Origin of the sequence: Streptomyces argenteolus (assembly GCF_042902585.1) — a bacterium.
GTDB classification, from domain to species: Bacteria; Actinomycetota; Actinomycetes; order Streptomycetales; family Streptomycetaceae; genus Streptomyces; species Streptomyces argenteolus.
Genome location: NZ_JBIBEG010000009.1, coordinates 61,783 through 83,812 on the forward strand (window position 1 = coordinate 61,783; position 22,030 = coordinate 83,812).

Consider the following 22,030-nt stretch of genomic DNA (forward strand, 5'->3'; position numbering starts at 1 on the left):
GGAGCCCGGTCCTGGCGAGGTCAGCCGAGCCAGCCTGGCCGCACGATCCCTGACTCGTAGGCCAATACGACGAGTTGGGCCCGGTCGCGGGCGCCCAGCTTGACCATGGCCCTGCTGACATGGGTCTTGGCGGTGAGCGGGCTGACGACGAGCCTGCGGGCGATCTCCTCGTTGGAGAGTCCCATGCCGACCAGCGCCATCACCTCGCGCTCGCGGTCGGTCAGCTCGTCCAGGACCGCGCCGCCGACCGGCTCCTTCGAGCGGGCGGCGAACTCGGCGATGAGGCGACGGGTCACTCCCGGGGAGAGCAGGGCGTCCCCGCCCACCACCGCGCGCACCGCCCGCAGCAGCTCCTCCGGTTCGGTGTCCTTGACCAGGAAGCCGGAGGCCCCGGAACGGATGGCCTCGAACACGTACTCGTCCAGTTCGAAGGTGGTGAGCATGACCACCTTCACCTCGTCGAGTTCAGGGTCGGCGGTGATGGCGCGGGTCGCGGCCAGCCCGTCGAGCCTCGGCATCCGGATGTCCATGAGCACCACGTCGGGACGCGATTCGCGTACCAGGCGCACGGCTTCCGCTCCGTCGGCGACCTCCCCCGAGACCTCGATGTCGGGCTGCGCGTCCAGGAGCGCGCGGAATCCCGCCCGGACCAGCACCTGGTCGTCGGCCAGCAGGACGCGGATCATGGCGCCTCCCCGCTCTTCCCCGAGCGTCTCTCCCGCTCGGCCGGCGAGGTGGGGCCGCTCCTTACGGGCCGCAGGGGCAGCTCCGCCGCTACCCGGAAGCCGCCGTCGGGACGTGGTCCGGCGTCGATCGTCCCGCCCAGCGCCGCCGCCCGCTCCCGCATGCCGACGAGTCCGCTGCCGCCACCCCCGGTGGGATCCCCCGTGGCAGGTCCCTCGTCGTCCACCAGCAGCTCGATGTGGGTCGCCCCGTGGGCGATCCGGACCAGCGCCGTACGCGATCCGGAGTGCCGCACCACGTTGGTCAGGGCTTCCTGCACGATCCGGAACGCCGCGAGGTCGGTCCCCGGCGGGATCCGGGGCAGGGGGTGCCGGCTCTCGACGGTCACGGTGAGGCCCGCTGCGGCTGCCTGGTCGACCAGTTCGGGCAGGCGGTCGAGTCCGGGGGCCGGGGCCCTTGGGGCGTCACCCGGAGCTCTGAGGTTCTCCAGCACCTGCCGGACCTCGTCCAGGGCCTCCTTGCTGGCCGACTTGATCGTCGTCAGGGCGGTACGGGCCTGCTCCGGATCCGAGTCGAGAAGCGCCAGGCCGACCCCCGCCTGGACGTTGATGACGGAGATGCTGTGGGCCAGGACGTCGTGCAGTTCGCGTGCCATGCGCAGCCGTTCCTCGTCGGCCCGCCGCTTCTCGGCCGCCTCACGCTCGGCCCGCGCGGCCGCCCACTGCTCACGGCGCACCCGGAGCAGCTCCGCCGCGGCGACGATCGCCACGACCCACGCGGTGACGAACGCTTCCTGAGCCCAGGGTGCGGGTCCGTCGCCGTCCGGTGGCAGCCAGCGGTAGAGCCAGTGCGCGGCCAGCAGGTGCCCCGCCCACAGCGTGCCCAGCGACCACCAGGCCGCCGCGCGGTGCCCCGACACGATGGCGCTGAAGCAGCCAACGGCCACGGCGAGGAAGACGGGGCCGTACGGATACCCCAGCCCGAGATAGACGAGCGTCGCCGCGCACGTGCCGGCGACGGCGGCGACGGGGTGGCGGTGGCGCACGAGGAGCACCGCGACCGCGGCCAGCAGGAGCAGCCGGGCGGCGAGCCCCAGCGGTTCGCGGTCCTGGCCGTGGGCGGCGACGTTCGTCCCGGCCATCACGACCACGGCGAGCACGACCGTGGAAGGCCACGGGAGCCGGCGGCTCCGCGGGCGCGGGTCTCCAGGCCTCGCCGGGGAACCGTACCGCCCGGGGTCGTCGTCGCCGCGCCCTGTCCGGCGGGTGAACCGCCCGTGCCACGGCGGACCGTGTCCGGCCAGGCGGCGGCCGGCCAACCCCCGGCGGGGCACGCCGGGGTCCGCTCGCTGCTCATGCATACGGCCCACGCTAGACGCGGGGGGCCCGGGCACGCATCAGCCGGGCGAGGTGGCGCCGTGTACTCCCCGCGGAGTACACGACCGGGCGGATGCCCCGCCGTTTCCTCGCGTCGCTCGGGGGCCTGCCGTACGCGAGGATCAGGCCGGCGGTGCAGCGGCTGGCCGGGAGCCCGCGTTCCCGGGCGCCTGCGTTCCCGGGCGCCTGCGTTCCCGGGCGCCTTCGTTCCCGAGCGCCTTCGTTCCCGAGCGCCTGCGTTCCCGGTCGCCTGCATACGGAGGCGTACTCGTACGGAGGCCTACGTGCCGAGCCTTCTCACCCCGGAGGCCCTTCCCTGACGCCGCCGGCGTGCTCGCTCTGCGACCGGGGGTCTCCGGCGCCCTCCCGGCCCCGGAAGCTTGGGACATGTACCGGCGTCCCTCACGGCGCCGCATGCTCAGGCCTGCGGTCACGGATCCGCCCGGAATCCCCGTATCGGAATGCCCGTACCGTCCCTGGCCCTCGCGGCACGGAGGCCTGTCTCGTGCCACCCGTACCCGACGGGCGACCCCTGAGCCCCTCCCACGAGCCGTAAGCCGGGCGCCGGGCTCCGGTTCGGGCAGCCATCTCCCTCGGACTCAGGGGCCGGCGGTCCCTTTCGTCAGATGCGGTCAGGCAGTCCGAGCCGTCAGATGCAGGTTCCGGCAGCGCTCTCTGCCGCACGCCGGTTCCGGCTGCTCGGCTACTCCTTCGCGGTCCGCCCGTCCAGCAGGCCGACCGACCGTCCGAGATCGGCGGCGGCGCCCCGGAACAGGAGGTCGCGTGCCTCGACGACGCGGTCGAACTGGCCGAAGAGCTCGAAGGAGATCAGCCCGAAGAGTTGCGCCCATGCGGAGACCAGGGCGGCCACGACGGCCGGTGGCAGGTCGGGAGCGAGGTCGGCGGCCAGCCGGGCGGCCTCGGGGCGCAGCTCTGCCTCCAGCCGGGGGGCGGCGAGTCCGTCCGTGCGGTGGGCGTCGCGGGCGAGGTCGATGAACACGAGGCCGACGCGCGACGCGGGGCCGACGGTGTCCTGCGGGGCGCTGTACCCGGGCACCGGCGAACCGTAGATCAGCGCGTACTCGTGGGGGTGGGCCAGAGCCCAGGCCCGGACGGCGCAGGCGACAGTCGTCCAACGGGCGGAGTGCGGGCCGGCCGAGCCTCCAGGGGTCGCACGTGCGGCCTCCGCGGCCTCGCCCACGGCGTCGTAGGCATCGACGATGAGGGCCGTCAGCAGGTCGTCGCGGCTCGGGAAGTAGCGGTAGAGGGCTGACGAGACCATGCCGAGTTCCCGGGCGACGGCGCGCAGGGAGAGCTTCGCGGCGCCTTCCGCCGCCAGTTGTCTCCTGGCCTCGTCCTTGATCGCCGCGGTGACCTCGACACGGGCGCGTTCCCTGGCTCCTCGGATGGTGCTCATGGAGATCAGTGTGCCACGCGATCGGAGCACTGAACACAAGCGAGAGCAGTGCTCTTGCTTCGGAGCGGCACACTCGTGCACACTGCTCCAAAGCGAGAGCACCGCTCTCTTGATGGCAGGAGCTCACCATGGCCCAGCAGCCGTACTACCTCCGGGGCAGCGCCCTCACCGTCCGGATGAACAGCGTCGTCGGCCGTCTCGCCCGTCACGGCCTGAGCTTGCTCGGCACCGCCGAGATGTCGGTGCGGGGCCGCAAGAGCGGGCAGATGCAGCGCATCCCCGTGAACCCGCACCGCCACGAGGGCATGCAGTACCTCGTCTCCGCCCGCGGCCACTCGCAGTGGGTGCGCAACATGCGGGTCGCCGGCGGCGGAGAGCTGCGGGTGGGCCGCACGATCCGCACGTTCACCGCCGTCGAGATCGCGGACGACGAGCAGAAGGTACGGATCGTCCGCGCCTACCTGAAGCGGTGGGGCTGGGAGGTCAACCAGTACTTCCAGGGCATCACGGCGAAGTCGACCGACGCCGAACTCCTCGCCGCCTGCCCCGACCACCCCGTCTTCCGCATCACGGTCGAGAGCTGACCCCGTCCGCTCCCTGGCGGTCCATCACATGGAGCGCGCGCTGGGCCAGCGGATGCGAGCGGACCAGCTCGGCGAGAGAGGTGGTCCCCCGGGTGACTCCCGCGAAGGCGTTCCACGCGGGCCGGAAACCCGTCAGGATCGCGTGCAGGAGACCGGGCCGCCGCTCGAAGAGCCGGAGCATGCGCCGTCCGACGCCCATCTCCACACCCAGTCCGGCCTTGATGGCGAAGGCGTAGTTGAGGGCCTGCCGCCGGGCGTCGACCGCGTCGTGCGACTCCGCGATGCGCACGGCCCACTCCCCGGCGAGCCGGCCGGAACGCAGGGCGAAGGAGATGCCCTCCCGGGTCCAGGGCTCCAGCAGCCCGGCCGCGTCGCCGCAGACGACCACGCGTCCGCGGGACAACGGGGAGTCCTCGCTCCGGCAGCGGGTCAGATGACCGGAGGAGATCTTCGGCTCGAAGCCGGCGAGACCCAGCCTGCCGACGAAGTCCTCCAGATACCTCTTGGTGCCCGCGCCGTCGCCGCGGGCCGAGATCACCCCGACGGTCAGGGTGTCGCCCTTGGGGAAGACCCAGCCGTAACTCCCGGGCATCGGACCCCAGTCGATGAGCACCCGGCCGGCCCAGTCCTCGGCCACCGTCTCCGGTACGGGGATCTCCGCCTCGAGGCCGAGGTCGACCTGGTCCAGCTTCACGCCGACATGAGCCCCTATCCGGCCCGCACTTCCGTCCGCGCCGACGACGGCCCGGGCGAGCACCGTCTCGCCTCCGGACAGCACCACGGCGACCGTGCGCCGGTCCGGCACGGCGGGGCCGTGCTGCTCCACCCGTACCACCGCCGCGCCCGTGCGCAGCTCGGCGCCGGCCTTCTGCGCTTCCTCCACAAGTCCCGCGTCGAACTCAGGGCGGTTGATCAGCCCGAAGAGCATGCGCTTGGACCGCCGGGTACGGGAAAGCTTGCCGTTCAGCGAGAAGGTCACCGCGTGGATGCGGTCCTTCAGGGGCAGTTCGAAGCCGGGCGGCAGCGAATCCCGTGAGAACCCGATGATTCCGCCGCCGCAGGTCTTGTAGCGGGGGATCTCCGCCTTCTCCAGCAGCAGCACCCGGCGGCCCGCCACGGCCGCCGCGTACGCCGCGGAAGCTCCGGCCGGGCCCGCGCCGACCACGACGACGTCCCATACCGAGGACTCCTGCGGTACCGACGACGACTCTTCCGGCTCACGTCCGGCGTCTGCGTTCTCGCTGCTCACGATGTGCTTCTGCTCCCGATCCGACCAGTGGCCCCAGTTGCTCACGGCATCCTACGGCGCGACGCGGCCGAACTCCGCTGTGGGAGGATCAGCCATGAATTCGTCGTACACGCAACGTCGCACCCACGGCGTCGCCCACGGTCGCGTACTCACCGCGCCACAGTCCTAACGTCGCACCCACGAGGAGCGTGCCCATGACCGCCCACCCGATTTCCGAGACCGTTGCCTCACTGATGCCCCGTGCGAAGGCGGAGCTCGCTGAGCTGGTGGCCTTCAGGTCGGTGGCGGACCCCGCGCAGTTCCCGAGGAGCGAATGCGAGGCGGCGGCCGGCTGGGTCGCCGACGCCCTGCGCGCCGAGGACTTCCAGGACGTCGCCCTGCTCGACACCCCCGACGGCACCCAGTCGGTGTACGGATACCTGCCGGGTCCCGCCGGCGCGCCCACGGTGCTGCTCTACGCGCACTACGACGTGCAGCCGCCGCTGGACGAGGCGGCCTGGCTCTCGCCGCCGTTCGAGCTGACCGAGCGGGACGGCCGCTGGTTCGGCCGGGGCGCGGCGGACTGCAAGGGCGGATTCATCATGCATCTGCTCGCGCTGCGCGCCCTGAAGGCGAACGGCGGTGTCCCGGTCTCGGTCAAGGTGATCGCGGAAGGATCCGAGGAGCAGGGGACCGGCGGCCTGGAGCGGTACGCCGAGGCCAACCCGGAGCTGCTGGCCGCGGACACGATCGTCATCGGTGACACCGGGAACTTCCGGGTCGGCCTGCCGACCGTCACCGCGACGCTGCGGGGCATGACCATGCTGCGGGTCCAGCTGGACACGCTCGAAGGCAACCTCCACTCCGGGCAGTTCGGCGGCGCGGCCCCCGACGCGCTGGCCGCGATGATCCAGCTGCTGGCGTCCCTGCGGTCCGAGGACGGCACGACCACCGTCGACGGACTGACGACGGACGCGGAGTGGGACGGACTGCAGTACCCCGAGGGCGAGTTCCGCAAGGACGCGAAGGTGCTCGACGGCGTGGAGCTGATCGGCACGGGTACGGTCGCCGACCGGATCTGGGCGCGGCCCGCGGTGACGGTCATCGGCATCGACTGCCCGCCGGTCGTCGGCGCCACCCCCTCGCTCCAGGCGAGCGCCCGGGCGCAGATCAGCCTGCGGGTGCCGCCGGGGCAGGACGCCGCCGAGGCGACGGAGCTGCTGACCGCCCACCTCGTGTCGCACGCCCCGTGGGGTGCGCGGATCTCCGTCGAACAGGTCGGCCAGGGGCAGCCGTTCCGGGCGGACGTCACCAGCCCGGCGTACACCTCGATGGCCGAAGCCATGCGGCTCGCCTACCCGGGTGAGGAGATGCAGACCTCCGGCATGGGCGGCTCCATCCCGCTGTGCAACACCCTGGCTTCGCTCTACCCGCAGGCCGAGATTTTGCTCATTGGGCTGAGCGAGCCCGAGGCACAGATCCACGCGGTGAACGAGAGTGTGTCCCCCGAGGAGCTGGAGCGGCTCTCGGTCGCCGAGGCGCTGTTCCTGCGGAACTACGCGGAGTCCAGGAAGGCCTGAGGTCCGCGACGAGCCCCCGCCCCGTGACACGGACCGCTCCGGGCGGCGCTACGCGCTGAGCGGAAGTCGCCCGGAGCAGAATTCCGGGCGACCGGCGCCCTCCTGCGCGTACGTTCCGGGCATGGACGTCGTCGAGGTGACCCCGCAGCTGCACATGTTCCGCTTCTCCGTCGCGCAGGCGTATCTCTGGCGTGACGGCACGGACCTGACCCTGGTCGACGCGGGCGACGCGCACGCCGCCGCCGCGATCGAGGACGGAGTGCGCGGGCTCGGGCTGGACCCGGGCCGGATCCGCCGGATCGTCCTCACGCACGGACACCGGGACCACTACGGCGGCGCCCAGGAGCTCGCCGACCGGCACGGCGCAGAGATCCTCGCCCACCGGCTGGACGCCCCCGTGGTCCGGGGCGAGGCGCCCACTCCGGAGCCCGTCCTGCACGACTGGGAGCGCCCCTTGTACGCCCGTGCGCTGACGGTTCCGGAGGCGCCGCCCACCCGGGTCGACCGCGAGCTGACGGACGGCGAGGAGCTGCCGTTCGGGGGCGGTGCCCGGGTGGTGCACTCCCCCGGGCACACACCCGGCTCCATCGGTCTTCATCTGCCCCGCCACGGAGTGCTGTTCACCGGGGACTCCGTGGCCTCGGTCGGCCGGGTGATGCTGGGTGTCTTCAACACCGACCACGCCCGGGCGCGTGAGTCGTTCCGGCGACTGGCCGCCCTCACGCCCTCGGTGGCGTGCTTCGGCCACGGTGATCCACTCACCGACGGCACCGCGGCCCTGCTGCGGGCAGCCGCCGGCTGACGGACGATCCGTGCACGAGCGGGGCGCCGGCCGGACTGGAGCATCGTGGCGCCGGCGGCCGGACCGCCGCTGCTCGTGGCCTTCCTCCTCCAGGTACCGACCGGGGCAGGCGCGATCGAGCCGGCCCGATCAGGGCGAGAGCCCCTGAACGCCCACCGGCACGCCTGCCTCAAGATTCAGCACGGTGGAGCGTTCGCGGGCGCGCAGGGCCCAGCGGAGCCGCTCGAAGCGCGTCGGGGGGAGCAGGAGTGCGGCCTCGTCCTCGGTGACGAACCGCCAGCCGCGCAGCTCCGCCCCCGGCAGCAGCAGCCGCGCCGCCTCCTCGCAGCCGAGCCGGCCCCCGTCGAACAGGAAGCGCAGCCCTCCGTACGCGGGTGGCTTCGGGGCCTCCCAGTCGACCACCAGCAGCTTCGGCTCCGTCGCGAGGCTGAGCCCCAGCTCCTCGGCGACTTCCCTGATGCCGGCCTGGGCCGGGGCCTCTCCGGTCTCCACCACCCCGCCCGGGAACTCCCAGCCCGGCTTGTACGTGGGGTCGACGAGCAGGACCCTGTCCTGCTCGTCGAAGAGCAGGACCCCGGACGCGACGGTCTCCGCGCGTGGTTCGGGGGTCTGGACTATCCCGCACTCCTTGGCCTCACCGGTGCGCAGCGCCTCCGCGATGCGCTGCGCTGTCTGGGAGGGGGTGAGGTCGCTGGTGTCGATCGTGAGGGCGTCCGCGCTGATCCATCCGAGCGCCGCCCGGTAGGGCTCGATGTGTTCGTACGCCCACTGCCGGATGCGCTCGCTGTGTTCGGGATCGTCCGCGAATTCCTCACGGCCCGCTATCCGCCGACGCAGGATCGTTTCCTCGGGTGCGAGCAGCACATGACGGACGGGTATGCGCCGGGAGGCGAGCCCGCCGAAGATCTCGTCGCGGTAGTCCTGCCGCAGCAGCGTCATCGGCACCACCAGCACGCCCGGGAGCTCCGCGAGCAGTGCCGCGGCCGTGTCGACCACCATCCGCCGCCAGATCGGCAGGTCCTGGAAGTCGGTCACCTCCGCGAGCTTCTTCTGCGGGAGCAGCATGCGCAGCCCCCCGCCGGTCAGCTCGGGGTCGTAGAAGGTGCTGTTCGGGATCAGATCGATCAGTTCGCACGCGGCGCTGGTCTTGCCCGCACTGAACGCACCGTTGATCCAGACGATCACGGGTCCCCCTCTTCCGTAGCCCCCTGTGGCTTGCCCGCAACACCCCGCTGCGGAAACCCCGCGGGGCGACGGGGTTGTGCCGAAGGGCTGCCGGGCGCGTCCCACTGTACGAGCCCGGCCGGGTGCCGGACCGTGACGAGGGACCGCCGGACGTCGTTGGAGCGGACAGCGACTGGAACGACGAGGGGGTACGCGGTGCGCCGCACGGTACTGGAGCAGTTTCCCGCGGGTGGGCCGCGGGGCAGCCGGCCGGCCGAGGAGTTCGCCGCGGCCCGCCGCGGCGAGGGCATGCCGGCGGAGGTGGTGATGGATCTCGAACGTGACGCCTTCCTGGTCGTGGTGCCCCAGCAGCCGGCCGACCGGGCCCATTGACGGGCGCGGCCCTCGCCGGGCCCGCCCGTTCCCCGTCCGTCGTTACGGCGCGGCCACGGCCCGCACGCCGTTCGCGGCGCCGGAGCGGACCGTCGAGGCCGCCGCCGCGGCACCCACCAGGCCCGCGTCGGTGCCCATCACGGCCGCGGTGACCGTGAGCCCCTGGACGAAGGAGAGCGTGGCGTAGTCCCGGAGGGACCTGCGCAGCGGCGCGAAGAGCACCTCGCCCGCGCCGGCCACTCCGCCGCCGACGACCGCGATGTCGATGTCCGTCAGCGTGGCGGTGGCGGCGATGCCGGCGGCGAGCGCCTGGGCGGCCCGTTCGAAGGAGGCGACGGCGACGGGGTCACCCGCGCGCGCGGAGGCGGCCACCGCGGCTGCCGTGGCGTCGCCGTCCGGGCCGGGCCGCCAGCCGTTGTCCAGCGCGCGCCTGGCGATGTTCGGACCGCTGGCGATGCGCTCCACGCAGCCGCGGGCCCCGCACGGGCAGGGGTCGCCGTCCAGGTCGACGCTGATGTGTCCGATGTGGCCAGCGTTGCCCGAGGGGCCGGGGTGCAGCTTCCCGCCGAGGACTAGACCGCCGCCGACGCCCGTGGAGACGACCAGGCACAGCGCGTTGTCGTACCCCCGGGCCGCGCCGAGCCAGTGTTCGGCCGCCGTCATCGCGACTCCGTCGCCCACGAGCGTCACGGGGAGTCCACCCGTCACCGCGGCCACGCGGTCCACCAGCGGAAAGCCTCGCCAGCCGGGCACGTTGACCGGACTGACGGTGCCCGCGGAGGCGTCCACGGGCCCGGCGCTGCCGATGCCGACCGCGCCCGCCCGGTGCCACAGAGGGGAGGCCGCCAGGTCGGCCAGGACGCCGCGGACCGCGCCCATGACCGCCTCCGCACCCTCCTGCGCGGGCGTCGGCCGCTGTGCCCGTACGAGGAGGGATCCGGCGCCGTCCACCAACGCCCCGGCGATCTTGGTACCGCCGATGTCGAGCGCGGCGACGAGGTCGGTATGCATCGGTGTGGACTCTCCGGAGGGGGTGAGGCGCAGGACCTGCGGCTTCAGTCTGGTGGTCCACCCAGTCTCCATTCTCTTGACAACGTTGTCCAGGGCCTATGCTCGACGCCACAGCAATCGGCCCCACCCCCGGTACCGCCGGGACGGCCGGAACGACCCGTTCCCGACGACAGGACAGCGCACCGTGGCCGAGACCGCCCGTCATTCCGAGACCCGTTACGGCAACAGGCCGACCATGAAGGATGTGGCGGCCCGGGCCGGCGTGGGCCTCAAGACGGTCTCCCGGGTGGTGAACAGCGAGCCGGGGGTCACCCCGGACACCGAGCGCCGCGTCCAGGAGGCCATCGAGGCACTCGGTTTCCGCCGCAACGACAGCGCGCGCGTCCTGCGCAAGGGCCGCACCGCGTCCATCGGGCTCGTCCTGGAGGATCTCGCGGACCCGTTCTACGGCCCTCTGAGCCGCGCGGTCGAGGAGGTGGCCCGCGCCCACGGGGCCCTGCTGATCAACGGCTCCAGCGCCGAGGACCCCGAACGCGAGCAGGAGCTCGTCCTCGCCCTCTGCGCCCGGCGGGTCGACGGCCTCATCGTGATCCCCGCCGGTGACGACCACCGCTACCTGGAGCCCGAGATGAAGGCCGGCATCGCCACCGTGTTCGTCGACCGGCCGGCGGGACGGGTCGACGCGGACATGGTCCTGTCGGACAGTTTCGGCGGGGCGCGCGCGGGAGTCGCCCACTTGGTCGCGCACGGCCACCGCAGGATCGGTTTCGTCGGCGACCAGCCCCGCATCCACACCGCGACGGAACGCCTGCGCGGGTACCACGCGGCCCTGACCGACGCCGGGATCGAGGTGCAGGACGCGTGGATCTCCCTCGGCCCGACCGATCCCGGCCGGGTCAGGTCCGCCGTCGAGGCCATGCTGTCGGGCCCGGAGCCGGTGACCGCGGTCTTCGCGGGCAACAACCGCGTGACGGTCACCGCCGTGCGGGTCCTCGCCGAGTGCGACCGCCGGATCGCCCTGGTCGGCTTCGACGACATCGAGCTCGCCGACCTGCTCGGCATCACGGTGATCTCCCAGGACGCCGCGGCCGTGGGCCGTACGGCGGCGGAACACCTGTTCCGCCGCCTCGACGGGGCCGCCCACCCACCGGCCAGGGTGGAGCTCCCGACCCGGCTCATTCCCCGCGGCTCGGGGGAGCTTCCTCCCGCGCCGTAGGCGTTACGGCGCCGTCACGGTGAGGCCGCCGCGGCGCGGCGACGCGAAGCCGTCCAGATCCGCGCGGGTCAGACCGGTGAGACCGGTGACCTCGCCGGCGTCCAGGGCGCCGCAGTCGATCCCGCGGAGCAGATAGCCACTGAGGGCCTTCGCGGTGGCGGGCTCGTCCATGACGTCTCCGCCCGCCTTCGCGACGTAGGCGGCCAGCCTGGACGCGGCCTGGGCCAGGCCCTCGCGGTAGAAGGTGTAGACGGCGGCGTAGCGCGTGGGCAGATGGCGCGGGTGCATGTCCCAGCCCTGGTAGTAGGCGCGGGCCAGGGCGCGGCGGGTGAGCCCGTAGTGCAGGCGCCAGGCGTCGTGCACCTGCTGGGCCGGACCGACCGGGAGGACGTTGGTGGAGCCGTCGCAGACCCGTACGCCGGTGCCGGCCGCCGCGACCTGCATGACGGCCTTGGCGTGGTCGGCGGCGGGATGGTCACTTGTCTGGTAGGCCGGGCTGACACCGACGCAGGCGCTGTAGTCGAACGTCCCGTAGTGCAGTCCGGTCGCCCGGCCCCGGGCGGCGTCGATCATGCGGGCCACGGCGGCGGTGCCGTCGGCCGCCAGGATGGACTGGCTGGTCTCGATCTGGATCTCGAAGCCGAGGCGCCCGGCCGGCAGGGCGTGGGCCTCCTCGAAGGCCTCGAGCAGCCGCACGAAGGCCGAGACCTGCTCGGGGTAGGTCACCTTGGGCAGCGTCAGGACGAGCCCGTCGGGCAGCCCGCCCGCCCGCATCAGCCCGGTGAGGAAGATGTCCGTGGTGCGGATACCCCGCTCGCGCACGGCGGCCTCCATGCACTTCATGCGGATACCCATGTACGGGGCCGCCGTCCCGTTGCCGTACGCATCGGCGACCAGGCGTGCCGCGCGAGCGGCGGCCTCGTCCTCCTCGGCGTCGGGACGGGGCCCGTAGCCGTCCTCGAAGTCGATGCGCAGGTCCTCGACCGGCTCGCGCTCCAGCTTCGCCCGTACGCGGTCGTGCACGGGCTCGGCGAGCTCCTGCGGGATACCAAGCACGCCGGCGAGTGCTGCGGCGTCGGGGGCGTGCTCGTCGAGGGCTTCGAGGGCCTGGTCGCCCCAGGTCCGCAGGGTGGTGGCGGCGAAGGTGTCGGCGGGGACGTACACGGTGTGGACGGGCTGGCGGGTGCCGGGATCTCCCGGGTAGCGGCGGGCGAGTTCGGCGTCCACCGCCGTGAGGGAGGCGCCGATCTCCGCACCGACCGCGCCGGCGAGGCTCGTCGCCACCTTCTCCTGCTGACCCATGGCCGTACCCTCCATACACTCGACTGTTTTCCGCTTGCCGGAATCCTTCATCCGCATAGTGAAGCTATAAGGTGCCTGGTCGCGCGTCAATGGTGATCGGAAACGGCCCGGGGCCGCGCGGTGAGAACACCACGCGGCCCCGGGCCGTCGTTCGGGCGATACCCCTGACGCGGTCAGCCCTTGCGGGACTTGACCTCGTCGGTGAGCTGCGGGACGACGTCGAAGAGGTCCCCGACGACGCCGTAGTCGACGAGGTCGAAGATCGGGGCTTCGGCGTCCTTGTTGACCGCGACGATGGTCTTCGAGGTCTGCATGCCGGCGCGGTGCTGGATCGCGCCCGAGATGCCGGAGGCGATGTACAGCTGCGGGGAGACCGACTTGCCGGTCTGGCCCACCTGGTTGGTGTGCGGGTACCAGCCGGCGTCGACGGCGGCACGCGAGGCGCCGACCGCGGCACCGAGCGAGTCGGCGAGCGCCTCGATGATCGCGAAGTTCTCCGCACCGTTGACGCCACGGCCGCCGGAGACGACGATCGCGGCCTCGGTCAGCTCCGGACGGCCGGTCGACTCGCGCGGGGTGCGGGAGAGGACCTTGGTGCCGGTGGCGGTGGCCGAGAAGGAGACCGTGAGGGCCTCGACGGCGCCCGCGGCCGGGGCGGCCTCGACGGCGGCCGAGTTCGGCTTGACCGTGATGACCGGAGTGCCCTTGGAGACACGGGACTTGGTGGTGTACGAGGCGGCGAACGCGGACTGGGTGGCGACCGGGCCCTGGTCACCGGCCTCCAGGTCGACGGCGTCCGTGATGATGCCGGAACCGATGCGGAGCGCGAGGCGGGCCGCGATCTCCTTGGCCTCGGCCGAGGAGGGCAGCAGCACCGCGGCCGGGGACACCGCGTCGTAGGCGGCCTGGAGCGCGTCGACCTTGGGGACGACGAGGTAGTCGGCGAACTCGGGCGCGTCGGCGGTCAGCACCTTGACCGCGCCGTGCTCGGCGAGCGCGGCGGCGGTGTCGGCGGCGCCGTTGCCCAGAGCGACCGCGACCGGCTCGCCGATGCGGCGGGCGAGCGTCAGCAGCTCCAGGGTGGGCTTGCGGACGGCACCGTCCACGTGGTCGACATAGACGAGAACTTCAGCCATGGGAAGTCAATCTCCTGCGTGCGAGGGAGGGCGGGGCGGTGGAGGGGACGGCCGGGGCTCAGATGAACTTCTGGCCCGCAAGGAACTCGGCCAGCTGCTTGCCGCCCTCGCCCTCGTCCTTGACGATCGTGCCCGCCGTACGGGCCGGACGCTCTGCCGCCGAGTCGACCGCGGTCCAGGAGCCACCCAGGCCGACCTCGTCCGCCTCGATCTCCAGGTCCTCGAGGTCCAGGGACTCGACCGGCTTCTTCTTGGCCGCCATGATGCCCTTGAAGGACGGGTAGCGGGCCTCGCCCGACTGGTCGGTCACGGAGACCACGGCCGGGAGGGACGCCTCGAGCTGCTCGCTCGCGGAGTCGCCGTCGCGGCGGCCCTTGACCGTGCCGTCCTCGACCGAGACCTCGGAGAGCAGCGTGACCTGCGGGACGCCGAGGCGCTCCGCGAGCAGCGCCGGCAGCACACCCATGGTGCCGTCGGTCGACGCCATGCCGCAGATGACCAGGTCGTAACCGGTCTTCTCGACGGCCTTGGCCAGCACCAGCGAGGTGCCGATGACGTCGGTGCCGTGCAGGTCGTCGTCCTCGACGTGGACGGCCTTGTCGGCGCCCATCGACAGCGCCTTGCGCAGCGCGTCCTTGGCGTCCTCGGGACCCACCGTGAGCACGGTGATCTCCGCGTCGTCCGCCTCGTCGGCGATCTGCAGCGCCTGCTCGACCGCGTACTCGTCGAGCTCGGACAGCAGACCGTCGACGTCGTCACGGTCCAGGGTCAGGTCATCGGCGAAGTGCCGGTCGCCGGTGGCGTCGGGCACGTACTTCACACAGACAACGATCCTCAAGCTCACGCCGGCTCTCCTACTGCATCGTCTTTTCTGGGCTGCCTTGTTGCACGCAGCATAGGCGCCTTATCGGGCGGTTTCCGGTCGGGGCGACCGAGCTCCCGGTGAAATATTACTCGCCAGTACACCCAGTACGTTACCCATAAGCAAGCGCTTGGAACTGTGACGTAGCCAACGGGCTGCGCTCCGGTACCGCCTTGCTCGCGCTCAGTCTCGCAGAGCCGTGAAACGACCCTGGTGGTAGACCAGCGGACGTCCGCCCTCGGAGGGTTCCCCGGCGACCACCTGGCCGATCACGATGCGGTGGTCACCGGCCGGGATCCGGGCCACCACGCGGCAGACCAGCCAGGCCACCACTCCGCCGAGGAGCGGAACACCCTCGGGACCCGTGCTCCAGTCGGTGGACGGGCCGAAGCGGTCGGCTCCGCTGCGGGCGAAGGTCGCGGCCAGCTCGTGCTGGTGCTCGGCGAGTATGTGGATGCCGACGTGCTCCGCCTCGGCGATCACGGGCCAGCTGGAGGCCGAGGCGCCCACCCCGAAGGAGACGAGGGGCGGTTCGGCGGCGACGGAGCTGAGCGAGGTGGCCGTGAAACCGACCGGACGCTCACCCGCCGCGGTGATCACGGCGACACCGGCGGCGTGGTGCCGGAAGACGGAGCGGAGCAGTGCGGGGGTGCCGGTCCGGGTGCCGAGATCGGGAGAGGCCGTCATGACAGAGTCCTTCTGCGAGGGGGCGTACGGGGCCGGGGATTCTTCAGAGACCCGGACAGCGCGCACTCGCGTGGCGCACGAGGTCGACGTGGACCCGGCCGTGGAGAAGGAGTTCAGGCGGCACGACGTCAGACTGACGATGCGTGGTGGGGGCAGTCAAGTGCGTCCCGTCATGTGGGAGAAGCGTCACGGCCCGTCACATGGCCCGTCCGAGGGCGGCGACCACGTCGGCCGTACGCGGCTGGCCGGCCGCCCGGCGGACGACACGCCCTTGTGCGTCGAGCACCAGCACCGTGGGGGTCCGGGTGATGCCGAGCCGCCGTACGAGGGTGAGATGCGCCTCGGCGTCGATCTCCACATGGGCGACTCCCTCGACCATGCCGGCCACCTCCGTGAGGGTGCGCCGGGTGGCGCGACAGGGCTGGCAGAAGGCGCTGGAGAACTGCACCAGCGTCGCCCTCTCCCCCAGTTCCGCACCGAGTTGGGCGGCGTCCAGCGTGTCGGCAGCCGTCTGCCCGTCCATCCCGGCCTCCTTCTCACAGCTCTGCGCAATGGGTCAGCACCGGGCGTCCGCATTACATTCCCGGAGGATTCACGTGACGAGAATCTCTCGCCCCGGAGCCTTTGGGGCTGGCCACGGCGTCACACATGGGGCACGATCGCCCCAATGCCGAAAACCTACGGCTGCGTAACTTCCGCCGGGAGAACCCTCCCCAGGCATTGAAGAAGGGTCTTCATCCAGATGGCAGAACTCGTCTATCGGCCGGTCATCGGCGCCGCGCGCACGCTGTTCAAGGCGCTCGACCTGAAGATCGACACCCAGGGTTCGGAGCACATCCCGAAGACCGGTGGCGCGGTTCTGGTCAGCAACCACATCAGCTATCTGGACTTCATCTTCACCGGCCTCGGCGCCCTGCCGCAGAAGCGGCTCGTGCGCTTCATGGCCAAGGAGTCGGTGTTCCGCCACAAGGTGTCCGGACCGCTGATGCGCGGCATGAAGCACATCCCCGTGGACCGCAACCAGGGCGAGGACGCCTACGCGCACGCACTCGCGTCGCTGCGCGCGGGCGAGATCGTCGGTGTGTTCCCCGAGGCGACGATCTCCCAGTCGTTCACGCTGAAGAGCTTCAAGTCGGGCGCCGCGCGCCTCGCCCAGGAGGCGGGCGTACCGCTGATCCCGATGGCGCTGTGGGGGACGCAGCGTCTGTGGACCAAGGGCCGTCCGCGCAACTTCCGGCGCAGCCACACCCCCATCACCATCCGCGTGGGCGAGGCCCTGGAAGCCCCCGCGGACCAGTACGCGGGTGCGATCACCCGTCGGCTCCGCGAGCGCGTCCAGGAGCTGCTCGAAGCGGCACAGCGGGCCTACCCGGTGCGCCCGAAGGACGCGGCCGACACCTGGTGGGTCCCGGCACACCTCGGTGGTACGGCTCCGACTCCGGCCGAGGTACGCGAGAACGGCTGACGGCCGCCACGCGGGGCGGATGAAACGTCACGCCGGGCCGCGAAGGACGGCCGCCCTCAGCGGCGGCCTCCACAGCGGCCCGGCGGGCCCGTGTCCACGTCGCCCAGGCCCCGTGGACACGGCGGAGCGGCCGACCGGTGCATCCGGTCGGCCGCTCGTACGTGCCGCTACTGCCTGGCCATCTCCTCCTTGAGCGCCAGCACGAAGGCGTCCACGTCCTCCTCGCGCGTGTCGAAGGCGCACATCCAGCGGACGTCACCGGCCGTCTCGTCCCAGAAGTAGAAGCGGAAGCGCTTCTGCAGCCGTTCCGACACCTCGTGGGGCAGCCGGGCGAAGACGGCGTTGGCCTGGACGGGATGGAGGATCTCCACCCCGTCCACCGCACGCACCCCCTCCGCCAGGCGCTGGGCCATGGCGTTGGAGTGGCGCGCGTTGCGCAGCCAGAGGTCGCGCGCGAGCAGCGCCTCCAGCTGGACCGAGACGAAGCGCATCTTGGAGGCGAGCTGCATCGACAGCTTGCGCAGGTGCTTCATCGCACGGACGGAGTCCGGGTTCAGGACGACGACGGCCTCGCCGAACAGCGCTCCGTTCTTGGTCCCGCCGAACGAGAGCACGTCGACGCCGACCGTGTTGGTGAACGTGCGCATGGGCACGTCCAGCGACGCGGCGGCGTTGGCTATGCGGGCGCCGTCGAGGTGCACCTTCATGCCGCGCTCGTGGGCGTGGTCGCAGATGGCGCGGATCTCGGCGGGGGTGTAGACGGTGCCGAGCTCGGTGTTCTGGGTGATCGAGACGACCTGCGGCATCGCCCGGTGCTCGTCGTCCCAGCCGTACGCCTGGCGGTCGATGAGCTCCGGGGTCAGCTTGCCGTCCGGCGTCGGGACGGTGAGGAGCTTCAGCCCGCCCATCCGCTCCGGCGCCCCGCCCTCGTCCACGTTGATGTGCGCGGACTCGGCGCAGATCACGGCGCCCCACCGGTCGGTCAGCGCCTGGAGGGCGACGACGTTGGCCCCCGTGCCGTTGAAGACCGGGAAGGCCTCGGCCGTCGGCCCGAAGTGGCTGTGCATGACCCGCTGGAGGTGGCCGGTGTAGTCGTCCTCCCCGTAGGCGACCTGATGGCCGTCGTTGGCGAGGGCGAGGGCCGCGAGAACCTCCGGATGCGCCCCCGCGTAGTTGTCGCTCGCGAATCCGCGTACCTGCGGGTCGTGATGACGTCGTGCATCGGTCTTCACGGTTGCGGGGTCAGCCACAGACGCTTTCCGTTCACTTCTCCGGCGGGCCGGTCCCAGACTCCGGCGATGGCCTCGGCCAGCTCCTGGACGTCCGTGAAGCCCGCGAACTTCGCATTCGGGCGCTCGGCGCGCATCGCGTCGTGCACCAGTGCCTTGACGACCAGGATCGCAGCAGCCGCCGTCGGCCCCGCGTCGCCCCCTGCCTTGCGGAAGGAGTCCGCGAGGGCGAGGGTCCAGGCCTCAGCGGCGGCCTTGGACGCGGCGTAGGCCGCGTTCCCCGCAGTGGGGCTGCTCGCCCCGGCGGCGCTGATCAGTACGTACCGGCCGCGGTCGCTGCGCTGGAGGACCTCCTGGAACGCCAGCGAGGTGGACTGGACGGTGCGGACCAGCAGCTTCTCCAGGAACTCCCAGTCGGCGAGGCTGGTGTCCGCGAAGCCCGCGCTGCCGCGCCAGCCGCCCACCAGGTGGACCAGGCCGTCGATGCGGCCGAACTCCTTCTCGGTCTTGACGACCCAGTCACGGGTGGCCGCCAGGTCGAGCAGGTCCACCGTGTCCCCGGTGACGGTCGCTCCCCCGTGGGCGTACCGCGCCGCGTCCACGGCTTCGACGAGCCGCTCGGGGTTGGCGTCGGAAGCGACGACGGTCGCGCCCGCCTCGGCGAGCCTGAGCAAGGTGGCGCGGCCCGCCGGCCCCGCCGCTCCGGCCACCGCGATCACCGCACCGTCGAGCGCACCGTTGTCGGCACTGCCTGTTCCGTTCATCGCCACCGCCTCCTCAGAACCCGCGCTCACGCCGCTGCCCGCCCGGCATCCGCCGCAGTGATCCCCTTGGTGGAGGCGATCACATGCTTCAGTTTCTTCGAGAGCGCCTCATAGAACATGCTCAGGGGAAACTCGTCCGGAAGCACGTCGTCGACGAGCTTGCGCGGCGGCTGATTCAGGTCCAGGGCCTCCGGGCCCTTGGCCCAGCGGGAGCCGGGGTGGGGTGCGAGATAGGTCGCGACCAGGTCGTACGCCGCGAACCAGTGCACGAGCTTGGGGCGGTCGATGCCGTCGCGGTAGAGCTTCTCGATCTCCGCGCAGAGCTGGTTGGTGACCTGCGGTGCACGCTCCCAGTCGATCCTGAGCGTGTTGTCGGTCCAGCGGACGACGTCGTGCTTGTGGAGGTAGGCGAAGAGGAGCTGGCCGCCCAGACCGTCGTAGTTGCGGACGCGCTCACCGGTGACCGGGAAGCGGAACATGCGGTCGAAGAGCACCGCGAACTGCACGTCCCGGCCCTGGCCGAAGCCGTCGGCCTCCAGCTTCACGGCCTCCTTGAAGGCGGTGAGGTCGCAGCGCAGCTCCTCCAGCCCGTACATCCAGAACGGCTGGCGCTGCTTGATCATGAAGGGGTCGAACGGCAGGTCGCCGTGGCTGTGGGTGCGGTCGTGGACCATGTCCCAGAGCACGAACGCCTGCTCGCAGCGCTCCTGGTCGCCGATCATCTCGCGGATGTCGTCGGGCAGATCGACACCCAGCAGATCGACGGATGCCTCGGTCACACGGCGGAAGCGCGCGGCCTCGCGGTCGCAGAAGATGCCGCCCCAGCTGAAGCGCTCCGGCGCCTCGCGCACGGCGATGGTCTCGGGGAAGAGCACGGCGGAGTTGGTGTCGTAGCCCGAGGTGAAGTCCTCGAAGGTGATGCCGCAGAACAGCGGGTTGTCGTAGCGCGTGGCCTCCAGGTCGGCGAGCCACTCGGGCCAGACCATCCGCAGCACGACCGCTTCGAGGTTGCGGTCCGGATTGCCGTTCTGGGTGTACATCGCGAAGACGACCAGGTGCTGGAGGCCGTCGGCCCGGTTCCGGGCGGGCTGGAAGGCGAGCAGGGAGTCCAGGAAGTCCGGGACTCCGAAGCCGTCGGCGGCCCAGCGGCGCAGGTCGGCGACGAGCGCGCGGTGGTAGGCGTCGTCGTGCGGGAGCAGCGGGGAGAGCTGCTCGACGGCGGTGATCACGCGGGCGATGACGGCTTCGGCCGCGGCGGCGGTGGGCGCGCCCTCGGCGGTGAAGTCGATGGAGCCGTCCTTGGACTGCCAGGGGCGGAACTCCTCCACGGCACTCTTGAGCGAGGGCCAGGCCGGATGCTCCACGACCCGTTGACCGGCAGCTATCGCGCCGGTGGCGGTCACATGCTCAAGAATTTCCGTCATAACACTTCCTTCACCGGAGAACCTCGCGTCAGGCAACCGTATCCATGTGCGGTTCCTTCAGACAAGTCAGGGACGAAAAATTATCCTGCCATCCCCCCATGCTCACCGTTATTTTTCCTGTCACACATCTCTGCGACAACTTCTTCCACCGCACGGGCCCCGCGCTCTCCGTCCCTGGGGCGGAAACTGCTTCCCTGGGGGCAGAAGCCGCACGCGGGACGAGGACGACGGACGGAAGCGGGAGTGCCTTGACTTTTCTCACCATCGGACATCGCGGAGTCATGGGTGTCGAGCCGGAGAACACGCTGCGCTCGTTCGTGCGCGCGGAACAGGCCGGTATGGACGCCATCGAGCTGGACCTCCATCTGAGCAAGGACGGCGCGCTCGCCGTGATGCACGACCCCGACGTGGGGCGCACGACGGACGGCCGGGGACTGATCTCGGAGAAGACGCTGGCGGAGCTGCGTGAGCTCGACGCCGGGCAGGGAGAGCGGGTGCCCGTCTTCGAGGAGGTGCTCGACGCGGTCGGCTCCCCCGTCCAGGCCGAGATCAAGGACGTCGCCGCGGCCCGGGTGCTGGCCGGCGTGATGCTCCGCCGCGATCTGGCCGGACGCGTCGAGGTGTCCTCGTTCCACGACGAGGCGGTCGCCGAGATCGCGCGGCTGGTGCCGGGCGTACGGACGGTGCTCATCGCCAGCCGCTGGGAGGGCGACGTGGTGGAGCGGGCGAAGGCGGTGGGCGCGGCGACCCTCGCACTCAACATCCGCCGCCTCACCCTGGAGGTGGTCGAGCAGGCGCACGCCGAGGGCCTGAAGGTGCTGGGCTGGGTGGTGAACACGCAGGACCACCTGCGTCTGGTGCGCGCCCTGGGCCTGGACGGGGCCACGACCGACTATCCGGAGATCCGCCGGGCCGGCCGCTTCACCGCCTGAGCGGCCCCCGGCCCGGGCGCTCGGGGGAAGGCCCACGCACCACCCCCGGAAAGGGCGCTCGCGGGAGCGCCGTCTCCCGGGCCGGCGTCTCCCGCCTGACTACAGCGCCTTCACCAGCAGCTCGAACGCGAGGTCCTCACGCTGCGGGATTCCGAAGCGCTCGTCGCCGTACGGGAAGGGCGTCAGCTCTCCCGTGCGGCGGTAGCCCCGGCGCTCGTACCAGGCGATGAGCTCCTCGCGGACGGAGATCACCGTCATGTGCATCTCGCGCGCGCCCCAGTCCGCGCGTGCGGTGCGCTCCGCCTCGGCGATGATCACCTTGCCCAGGCCGGCTCCCTGAAGCTCCGGCCTGACCGCGAACATGCCGAAGTACGCCGCCTCGCCCCGGTGTTCGAGCTGACAGCAGGCGACCGCCTCGCCGTCCCGCTCGGCGACGAGGATCCGCCCGGAGGGGGTCCCGAGCACCTCGCGCACGCCGGCCGCGTCGGTGCGCTGCCCCTGGAGGATGTCGGCCTCGGTGGTCCAGCCGGCCCGGCTCGCGTCGCCCCGGTAGGCGGACTCGACGAGCCCCACGAGGACCGGGACATCCGCCTCGGTCGCGTCTCGGAAGGTCAGGGGTACCCGGGCCGGGGCCGGTGCGATGTCCATGTGGCTGTTCTCCGGTTGGTGTGCTGCCGACGGTGCTGTCCGAGACTAACGCGGCCCCGGCCGCCCTCCGCAGGCCCTGTCGCGCTCCCCCAGTACCCCAATGCGCCCCGGTAGGCGCAGACGGAA

Annotated in this window: 22 protein-coding genes; 7 read left to right on the forward strand and 15 right to left on the reverse strand. The window is 71.8% G+C overall.

The genetic code is table 11. The annotated features are described in order from the left end of the window. Positions 1-20 precede the first annotated feature (20 nt). From ACFY8O_RS27395 to ACFY8O_RS27405, 3 genes are all read right to left on the reverse strand, one after another. Entirely contained in the window at positions 21-686 is a 666-nt protein-coding gene (locus tag ACFY8O_RS27395; protein ID WP_387906846.1) for a response regulator transcription factor, read from the reverse strand. Next, a complete protein-coding gene (locus tag ACFY8O_RS27400) occupies positions 683-2,044 on the reverse strand; it encodes a sensor histidine kinase (protein ID WP_387906849.1) in 1,362 nt (453 codons plus the stop codon). The genes ACFY8O_RS27395 and ACFY8O_RS27400 overlap by 4 nt, the downstream gene beginning before the upstream one ends. 719 nt (positions 2,045-2,763) lie before the next feature. Then, positions 2,764-3,477 (reverse strand): TetR/AcrR family transcriptional regulator, encoded by a 714-nt coding sequence (locus ACFY8O_RS27405; RefSeq protein WP_387906851.1) that lies wholly within the window; start codon positions 3,475-3,477, stop codon positions 2,764-2,766. A 128-nt stretch (positions 3,478-3,605) separates the two neighbouring features. Here ACFY8O_RS27405 and ACFY8O_RS27410 point away from each other — a divergent pair, with 128 nt between their 5' ends. Further along, the gene (locus ACFY8O_RS27410; protein ID WP_387906854.1) at positions 3,606-4,061 is read left to right on the forward strand and encodes a nitroreductase/quinone reductase family protein; all 456 of its coding nucleotides are present in this window, start codon (positions 3,606-3,608) and stop codon (positions 4,059-4,061) included. Here the strand turns inward: ACFY8O_RS27410 and ACFY8O_RS27415 are convergent. Next, on the reverse strand, positions 4,045-5,310 hold the full coding sequence (locus tag ACFY8O_RS27415) for a geranylgeranyl reductase family protein (protein WP_145810334.1): 1,266 nt from the start codon (positions 5,308-5,310) through the stop codon (positions 4,045-4,047). The two genes, ACFY8O_RS27410 and ACFY8O_RS27415, sit on opposite strands and share 17 nt — an antisense overlap. A gap of 194 nt (positions 5,311-5,504) precedes the next feature. Here ACFY8O_RS27415 and ACFY8O_RS27420 point away from each other — a divergent pair, with 194 nt between their 5' ends. Together ACFY8O_RS27420 and ACFY8O_RS27425 are read left to right on the forward strand one after the other, a co-directional pair. Beyond that, positions 5,505-6,869 (forward strand): dipeptidase, encoded by a 1,365-nt coding sequence (locus tag ACFY8O_RS27420; RefSeq protein ID WP_387906857.1) that lies wholly within the window; start codon positions 5,505-5,507, stop codon positions 6,867-6,869. A gap of 121 nt (positions 6,870-6,990) precedes the next feature. After that, complete coding sequence (locus tag ACFY8O_RS27425; protein WP_387906860.1) at positions 6,991-7,671, forward strand: MBL fold metallo-hydrolase; 681 nt, start codon at positions 6,991-6,993, stop codon at positions 7,669-7,671. Positions 7,672-7,800: 129 nt separating this feature from the next. Here ACFY8O_RS27425 and ACFY8O_RS27430 read toward each other — a convergent pair whose 3' ends face one another. Beyond that, on the reverse strand, positions 7,801-8,856 hold the full coding sequence (locus ACFY8O_RS27430) for an NUDIX hydrolase (protein ID WP_387906863.1): 1,056 nt from the start codon (positions 8,854-8,856) through the stop codon (positions 7,801-7,803). Between the two features lie 195 nt (positions 8,857-9,051). Between ACFY8O_RS27430 and ACFY8O_RS27435 the strand changes: the two genes are divergently transcribed. Further along, positions 9,052-9,228: a hypothetical protein gene (locus ACFY8O_RS27435; RefSeq protein WP_387906866.1), complete on the forward strand. Its 177-nt coding sequence runs from the start codon at positions 9,052-9,054 to the stop codon at positions 9,226-9,228. A gap of 42 nt (positions 9,229-9,270) precedes the next feature. Here ACFY8O_RS27435 and ACFY8O_RS27440 read toward each other — a convergent pair whose 3' ends face one another. Then, the gene (locus ACFY8O_RS27440; RefSeq protein ID WP_387906869.1) at positions 9,271-10,239 is read right to left on the reverse strand and encodes an ROK family protein; all 969 of its coding nucleotides are present in this window, start codon (positions 10,237-10,239) and stop codon (positions 9,271-9,273) included. Between the two features lie 184 nt (positions 10,240-10,423). Between ACFY8O_RS27440 and ACFY8O_RS27445 the strand changes: the two genes are divergently transcribed. After that, entirely contained in the window at positions 10,424-11,455 is a 1,032-nt protein-coding gene (locus ACFY8O_RS27445; protein WP_387906872.1) for a LacI family DNA-binding transcriptional regulator, read from the forward strand. A gap of 3 nt (positions 11,456-11,458) precedes the next feature. On the opposite strand, the gene ACFY8O_RS27450 is transcribed toward ACFY8O_RS27445, so the two are convergent. The 5 genes from ACFY8O_RS27450 to ACFY8O_RS27470 form a co-directional block, all read right to left on the reverse strand. Further along, positions 11,459-12,757: a DUF6986 family protein gene (locus tag ACFY8O_RS27450; RefSeq protein ID WP_387906875.1), complete on the reverse strand. Its 1,299-nt coding sequence runs from the start codon at positions 12,755-12,757 to the stop codon at positions 11,459-11,461. A gap of 173 nt (positions 12,758-12,930) precedes the next feature. Beyond that, on the reverse strand, positions 12,931-13,893 hold the full coding sequence (locus ACFY8O_RS27455) for an electron transfer flavoprotein subunit alpha/FixB family protein (RefSeq protein ID WP_145810163.1): 963 nt from the start codon (positions 13,891-13,893) through the stop codon (positions 12,931-12,933). A gap of 58 nt (positions 13,894-13,951) precedes the next feature. Beyond that, the gene (locus ACFY8O_RS27460; protein ID WP_031096812.1) at positions 13,952-14,737 is read right to left on the reverse strand and encodes an electron transfer flavoprotein subunit beta/FixA family protein; all 786 of its coding nucleotides are present in this window, start codon (positions 14,735-14,737) and stop codon (positions 13,952-13,954) included. Positions 14,738-14,938: 201 nt separating this feature from the next. Beyond that, positions 14,939-15,442 (reverse strand): flavin reductase family protein, encoded by a 504-nt coding sequence (locus tag ACFY8O_RS27465; RefSeq protein WP_387906878.1) that lies wholly within the window; start codon positions 15,440-15,442, stop codon positions 14,939-14,941. A gap of 196 nt (positions 15,443-15,638) precedes the next feature. Then, positions 15,639-15,965, reverse strand: a complete 327-nt coding sequence (locus ACFY8O_RS27470; RefSeq protein WP_145810166.1) for a TlpA family protein disulfide reductase — start codon at positions 15,963-15,965, stop codon at positions 15,639-15,641. A 219-nt stretch (positions 15,966-16,184) separates the two neighbouring features. Between ACFY8O_RS27470 and ACFY8O_RS27475 the strand changes: the two genes are divergently transcribed. Next, on the forward strand, positions 16,185-16,907 hold the full coding sequence (locus ACFY8O_RS27475; RefSeq protein WP_145810168.1) for a lysophospholipid acyltransferase family protein: 723 nt from the start codon (positions 16,185-16,187) through the stop codon (positions 16,905-16,907). 167 nt (positions 16,908-17,074) lie between these two features. Here ACFY8O_RS27475 and ACFY8O_RS27480 read toward each other — a convergent pair whose 3' ends face one another. The 3 genes from ACFY8O_RS27480 to ACFY8O_RS27490 are packed head-to-tail and all read right to left on the reverse strand — an operon-like array spanning position 17,075 to position 20,324. Beyond that, positions 17,075-18,139, reverse strand: a complete 1,065-nt coding sequence (locus ACFY8O_RS27480) for a threonine aldolase family protein (RefSeq protein ID WP_208766099.1) — start codon at positions 18,137-18,139, stop codon at positions 17,075-17,077. Continuing rightward, positions 18,136-18,900: an SDR family NAD(P)-dependent oxidoreductase gene (locus ACFY8O_RS27485; protein WP_145810171.1), complete on the reverse strand. Its 765-nt coding sequence runs from the start codon at positions 18,898-18,900 to the stop codon at positions 18,136-18,138. The genes ACFY8O_RS27480 and ACFY8O_RS27485 overlap by 4 nt, the downstream gene beginning before the upstream one ends. Positions 18,901-18,926: 26 nt before the next feature. Continuing rightward, positions 18,927-20,324, reverse strand: coding sequence for a DUF6421 family protein (locus ACFY8O_RS27490; RefSeq protein ID WP_387906883.1), 1,398 nt, complete (start codon positions 20,322-20,324; stop codon positions 18,927-18,929). A 281-nt stretch (positions 20,325-20,605) separates the two neighbouring features. Here ACFY8O_RS27490 and ACFY8O_RS27495 point away from each other — a divergent pair, with 281 nt between their 5' ends. Beyond that, positions 20,606-21,256 carry a glycerophosphodiester phosphodiesterase gene (locus ACFY8O_RS27495; protein WP_387906886.1) on the forward strand — a complete coding sequence of 217 codons (651 nt, stop codon included), beginning with the start codon at positions 20,606-20,608 and terminating at the stop codon, positions 21,254-21,256. 99 nt (positions 21,257-21,355) lie between these two features. Here the strand turns inward: ACFY8O_RS27495 and ACFY8O_RS27500 are convergent, their stop codons facing one another. Next, positions 21,356-21,904 carry a GNAT family N-acetyltransferase gene (locus ACFY8O_RS27500; RefSeq protein WP_387906888.1) on the reverse strand — a complete coding sequence of 183 codons (549 nt, stop codon included), beginning with the start codon at positions 21,902-21,904 and terminating at the stop codon, positions 21,356-21,358. Positions 21,905-22,030: the final 126 nt, after the last annotated feature.

What these genes read in the sequence shown, in the direction of transcription:
- ACFY8O_RS27395 (WP_387906846.1), bottom strand. Translation starts at nt 686, where the DNA reads ATGATCCGCGTCCTGCTGGCCGACGACCAGGTGCTGGTCCGGGCGGGA.
- ACFY8O_RS27400 (WP_387906849.1), bottom strand. Translation starts at nt 2,044, where the DNA reads ATGCATGAGCAGCGAGCGGACCCCGGCGTGCCCCGCCGGGGGTTGGCC.
- ACFY8O_RS27405 (WP_387906851.1), bottom strand. Translation starts at nt 3,477, where the DNA reads ATGAGCACCATCCGAGGAGCCAGGGAACGCGCCCGTGTCGAGGTCACC.
- ACFY8O_RS27410 (WP_387906854.1), top strand. Translation starts at nt 3,606, where the DNA reads ATGGCCCAGCAGCCGTACTACCTCCGGGGCAGCGCCCTCACCGTCCGG.
- ACFY8O_RS27420 (WP_387906857.1), top strand. Translation starts at nt 5,505, where the DNA reads ATGACCGCCCACCCGATTTCCGAGACCGTTGCCTCACTGATGCCCCGT.
- ACFY8O_RS27425 (WP_387906860.1), top strand. Translation starts at nt 6,991, where the DNA reads ATGGACGTCGTCGAGGTGACCCCGCAGCTGCACATGTTCCGCTTCTCC.
- ACFY8O_RS27440 (WP_387906869.1), bottom strand. Translation starts at nt 10,239, where the DNA reads ATGCATACCGACCTCGTCGCCGCGCTCGACATCGGCGGTACCAAGATC.
- ACFY8O_RS27450 (WP_387906875.1), bottom strand. Translation starts at nt 12,757, where the DNA reads ATGGGTCAGCAGGAGAAGGTGGCGACGAGCCTCGCCGGCGCGGTCGGT.
- ACFY8O_RS27455 (WP_145810163.1), bottom strand. Translation starts at nt 13,893, where the DNA reads ATGGCTGAAGTTCTCGTCTATGTCGACCACGTGGACGGTGCCGTCCGC.
- ACFY8O_RS27465 (WP_387906878.1), bottom strand. Translation starts at nt 15,442, where the DNA reads ATGACGGCCTCTCCCGATCTCGGCACCCGGACCGGCACCCCCGCACTG.
- ACFY8O_RS27470 (WP_145810166.1), bottom strand. Translation starts at nt 15,965, where the DNA reads ATGGACGGGCAGACGGCTGCCGACACGCTGGACGCCGCCCAACTCGGT.
- ACFY8O_RS27475 (WP_145810168.1), top strand. Translation starts at nt 16,185, where the DNA reads ATGGCAGAACTCGTCTATCGGCCGGTCATCGGCGCCGCGCGCACGCTG.
- ACFY8O_RS27485 (WP_145810171.1), bottom strand. Translation starts at nt 18,900, where the DNA reads ATGAACGGAACAGGCAGTGCCGACAACGGTGCGCTCGACGGTGCGGTG.
- ACFY8O_RS27490 (WP_387906883.1), bottom strand. Translation starts at nt 20,324, where the DNA reads ATGACGGAAATTCTTGAGCATGTGACCGCCACCGGCGCGATAGCTGCC.
- ACFY8O_RS27495 (WP_387906886.1), top strand. Translation starts at nt 20,606, where the DNA reads ATGGGTGTCGAGCCGGAGAACACGCTGCGCTCGTTCGTGCGCGCGGAA.
- ACFY8O_RS27500 (WP_387906888.1), bottom strand. Translation starts at nt 21,904, where the DNA reads ATGGACATCGCACCGGCCCCGGCCCGGGTACCCCTGACCTTCCGAGAC.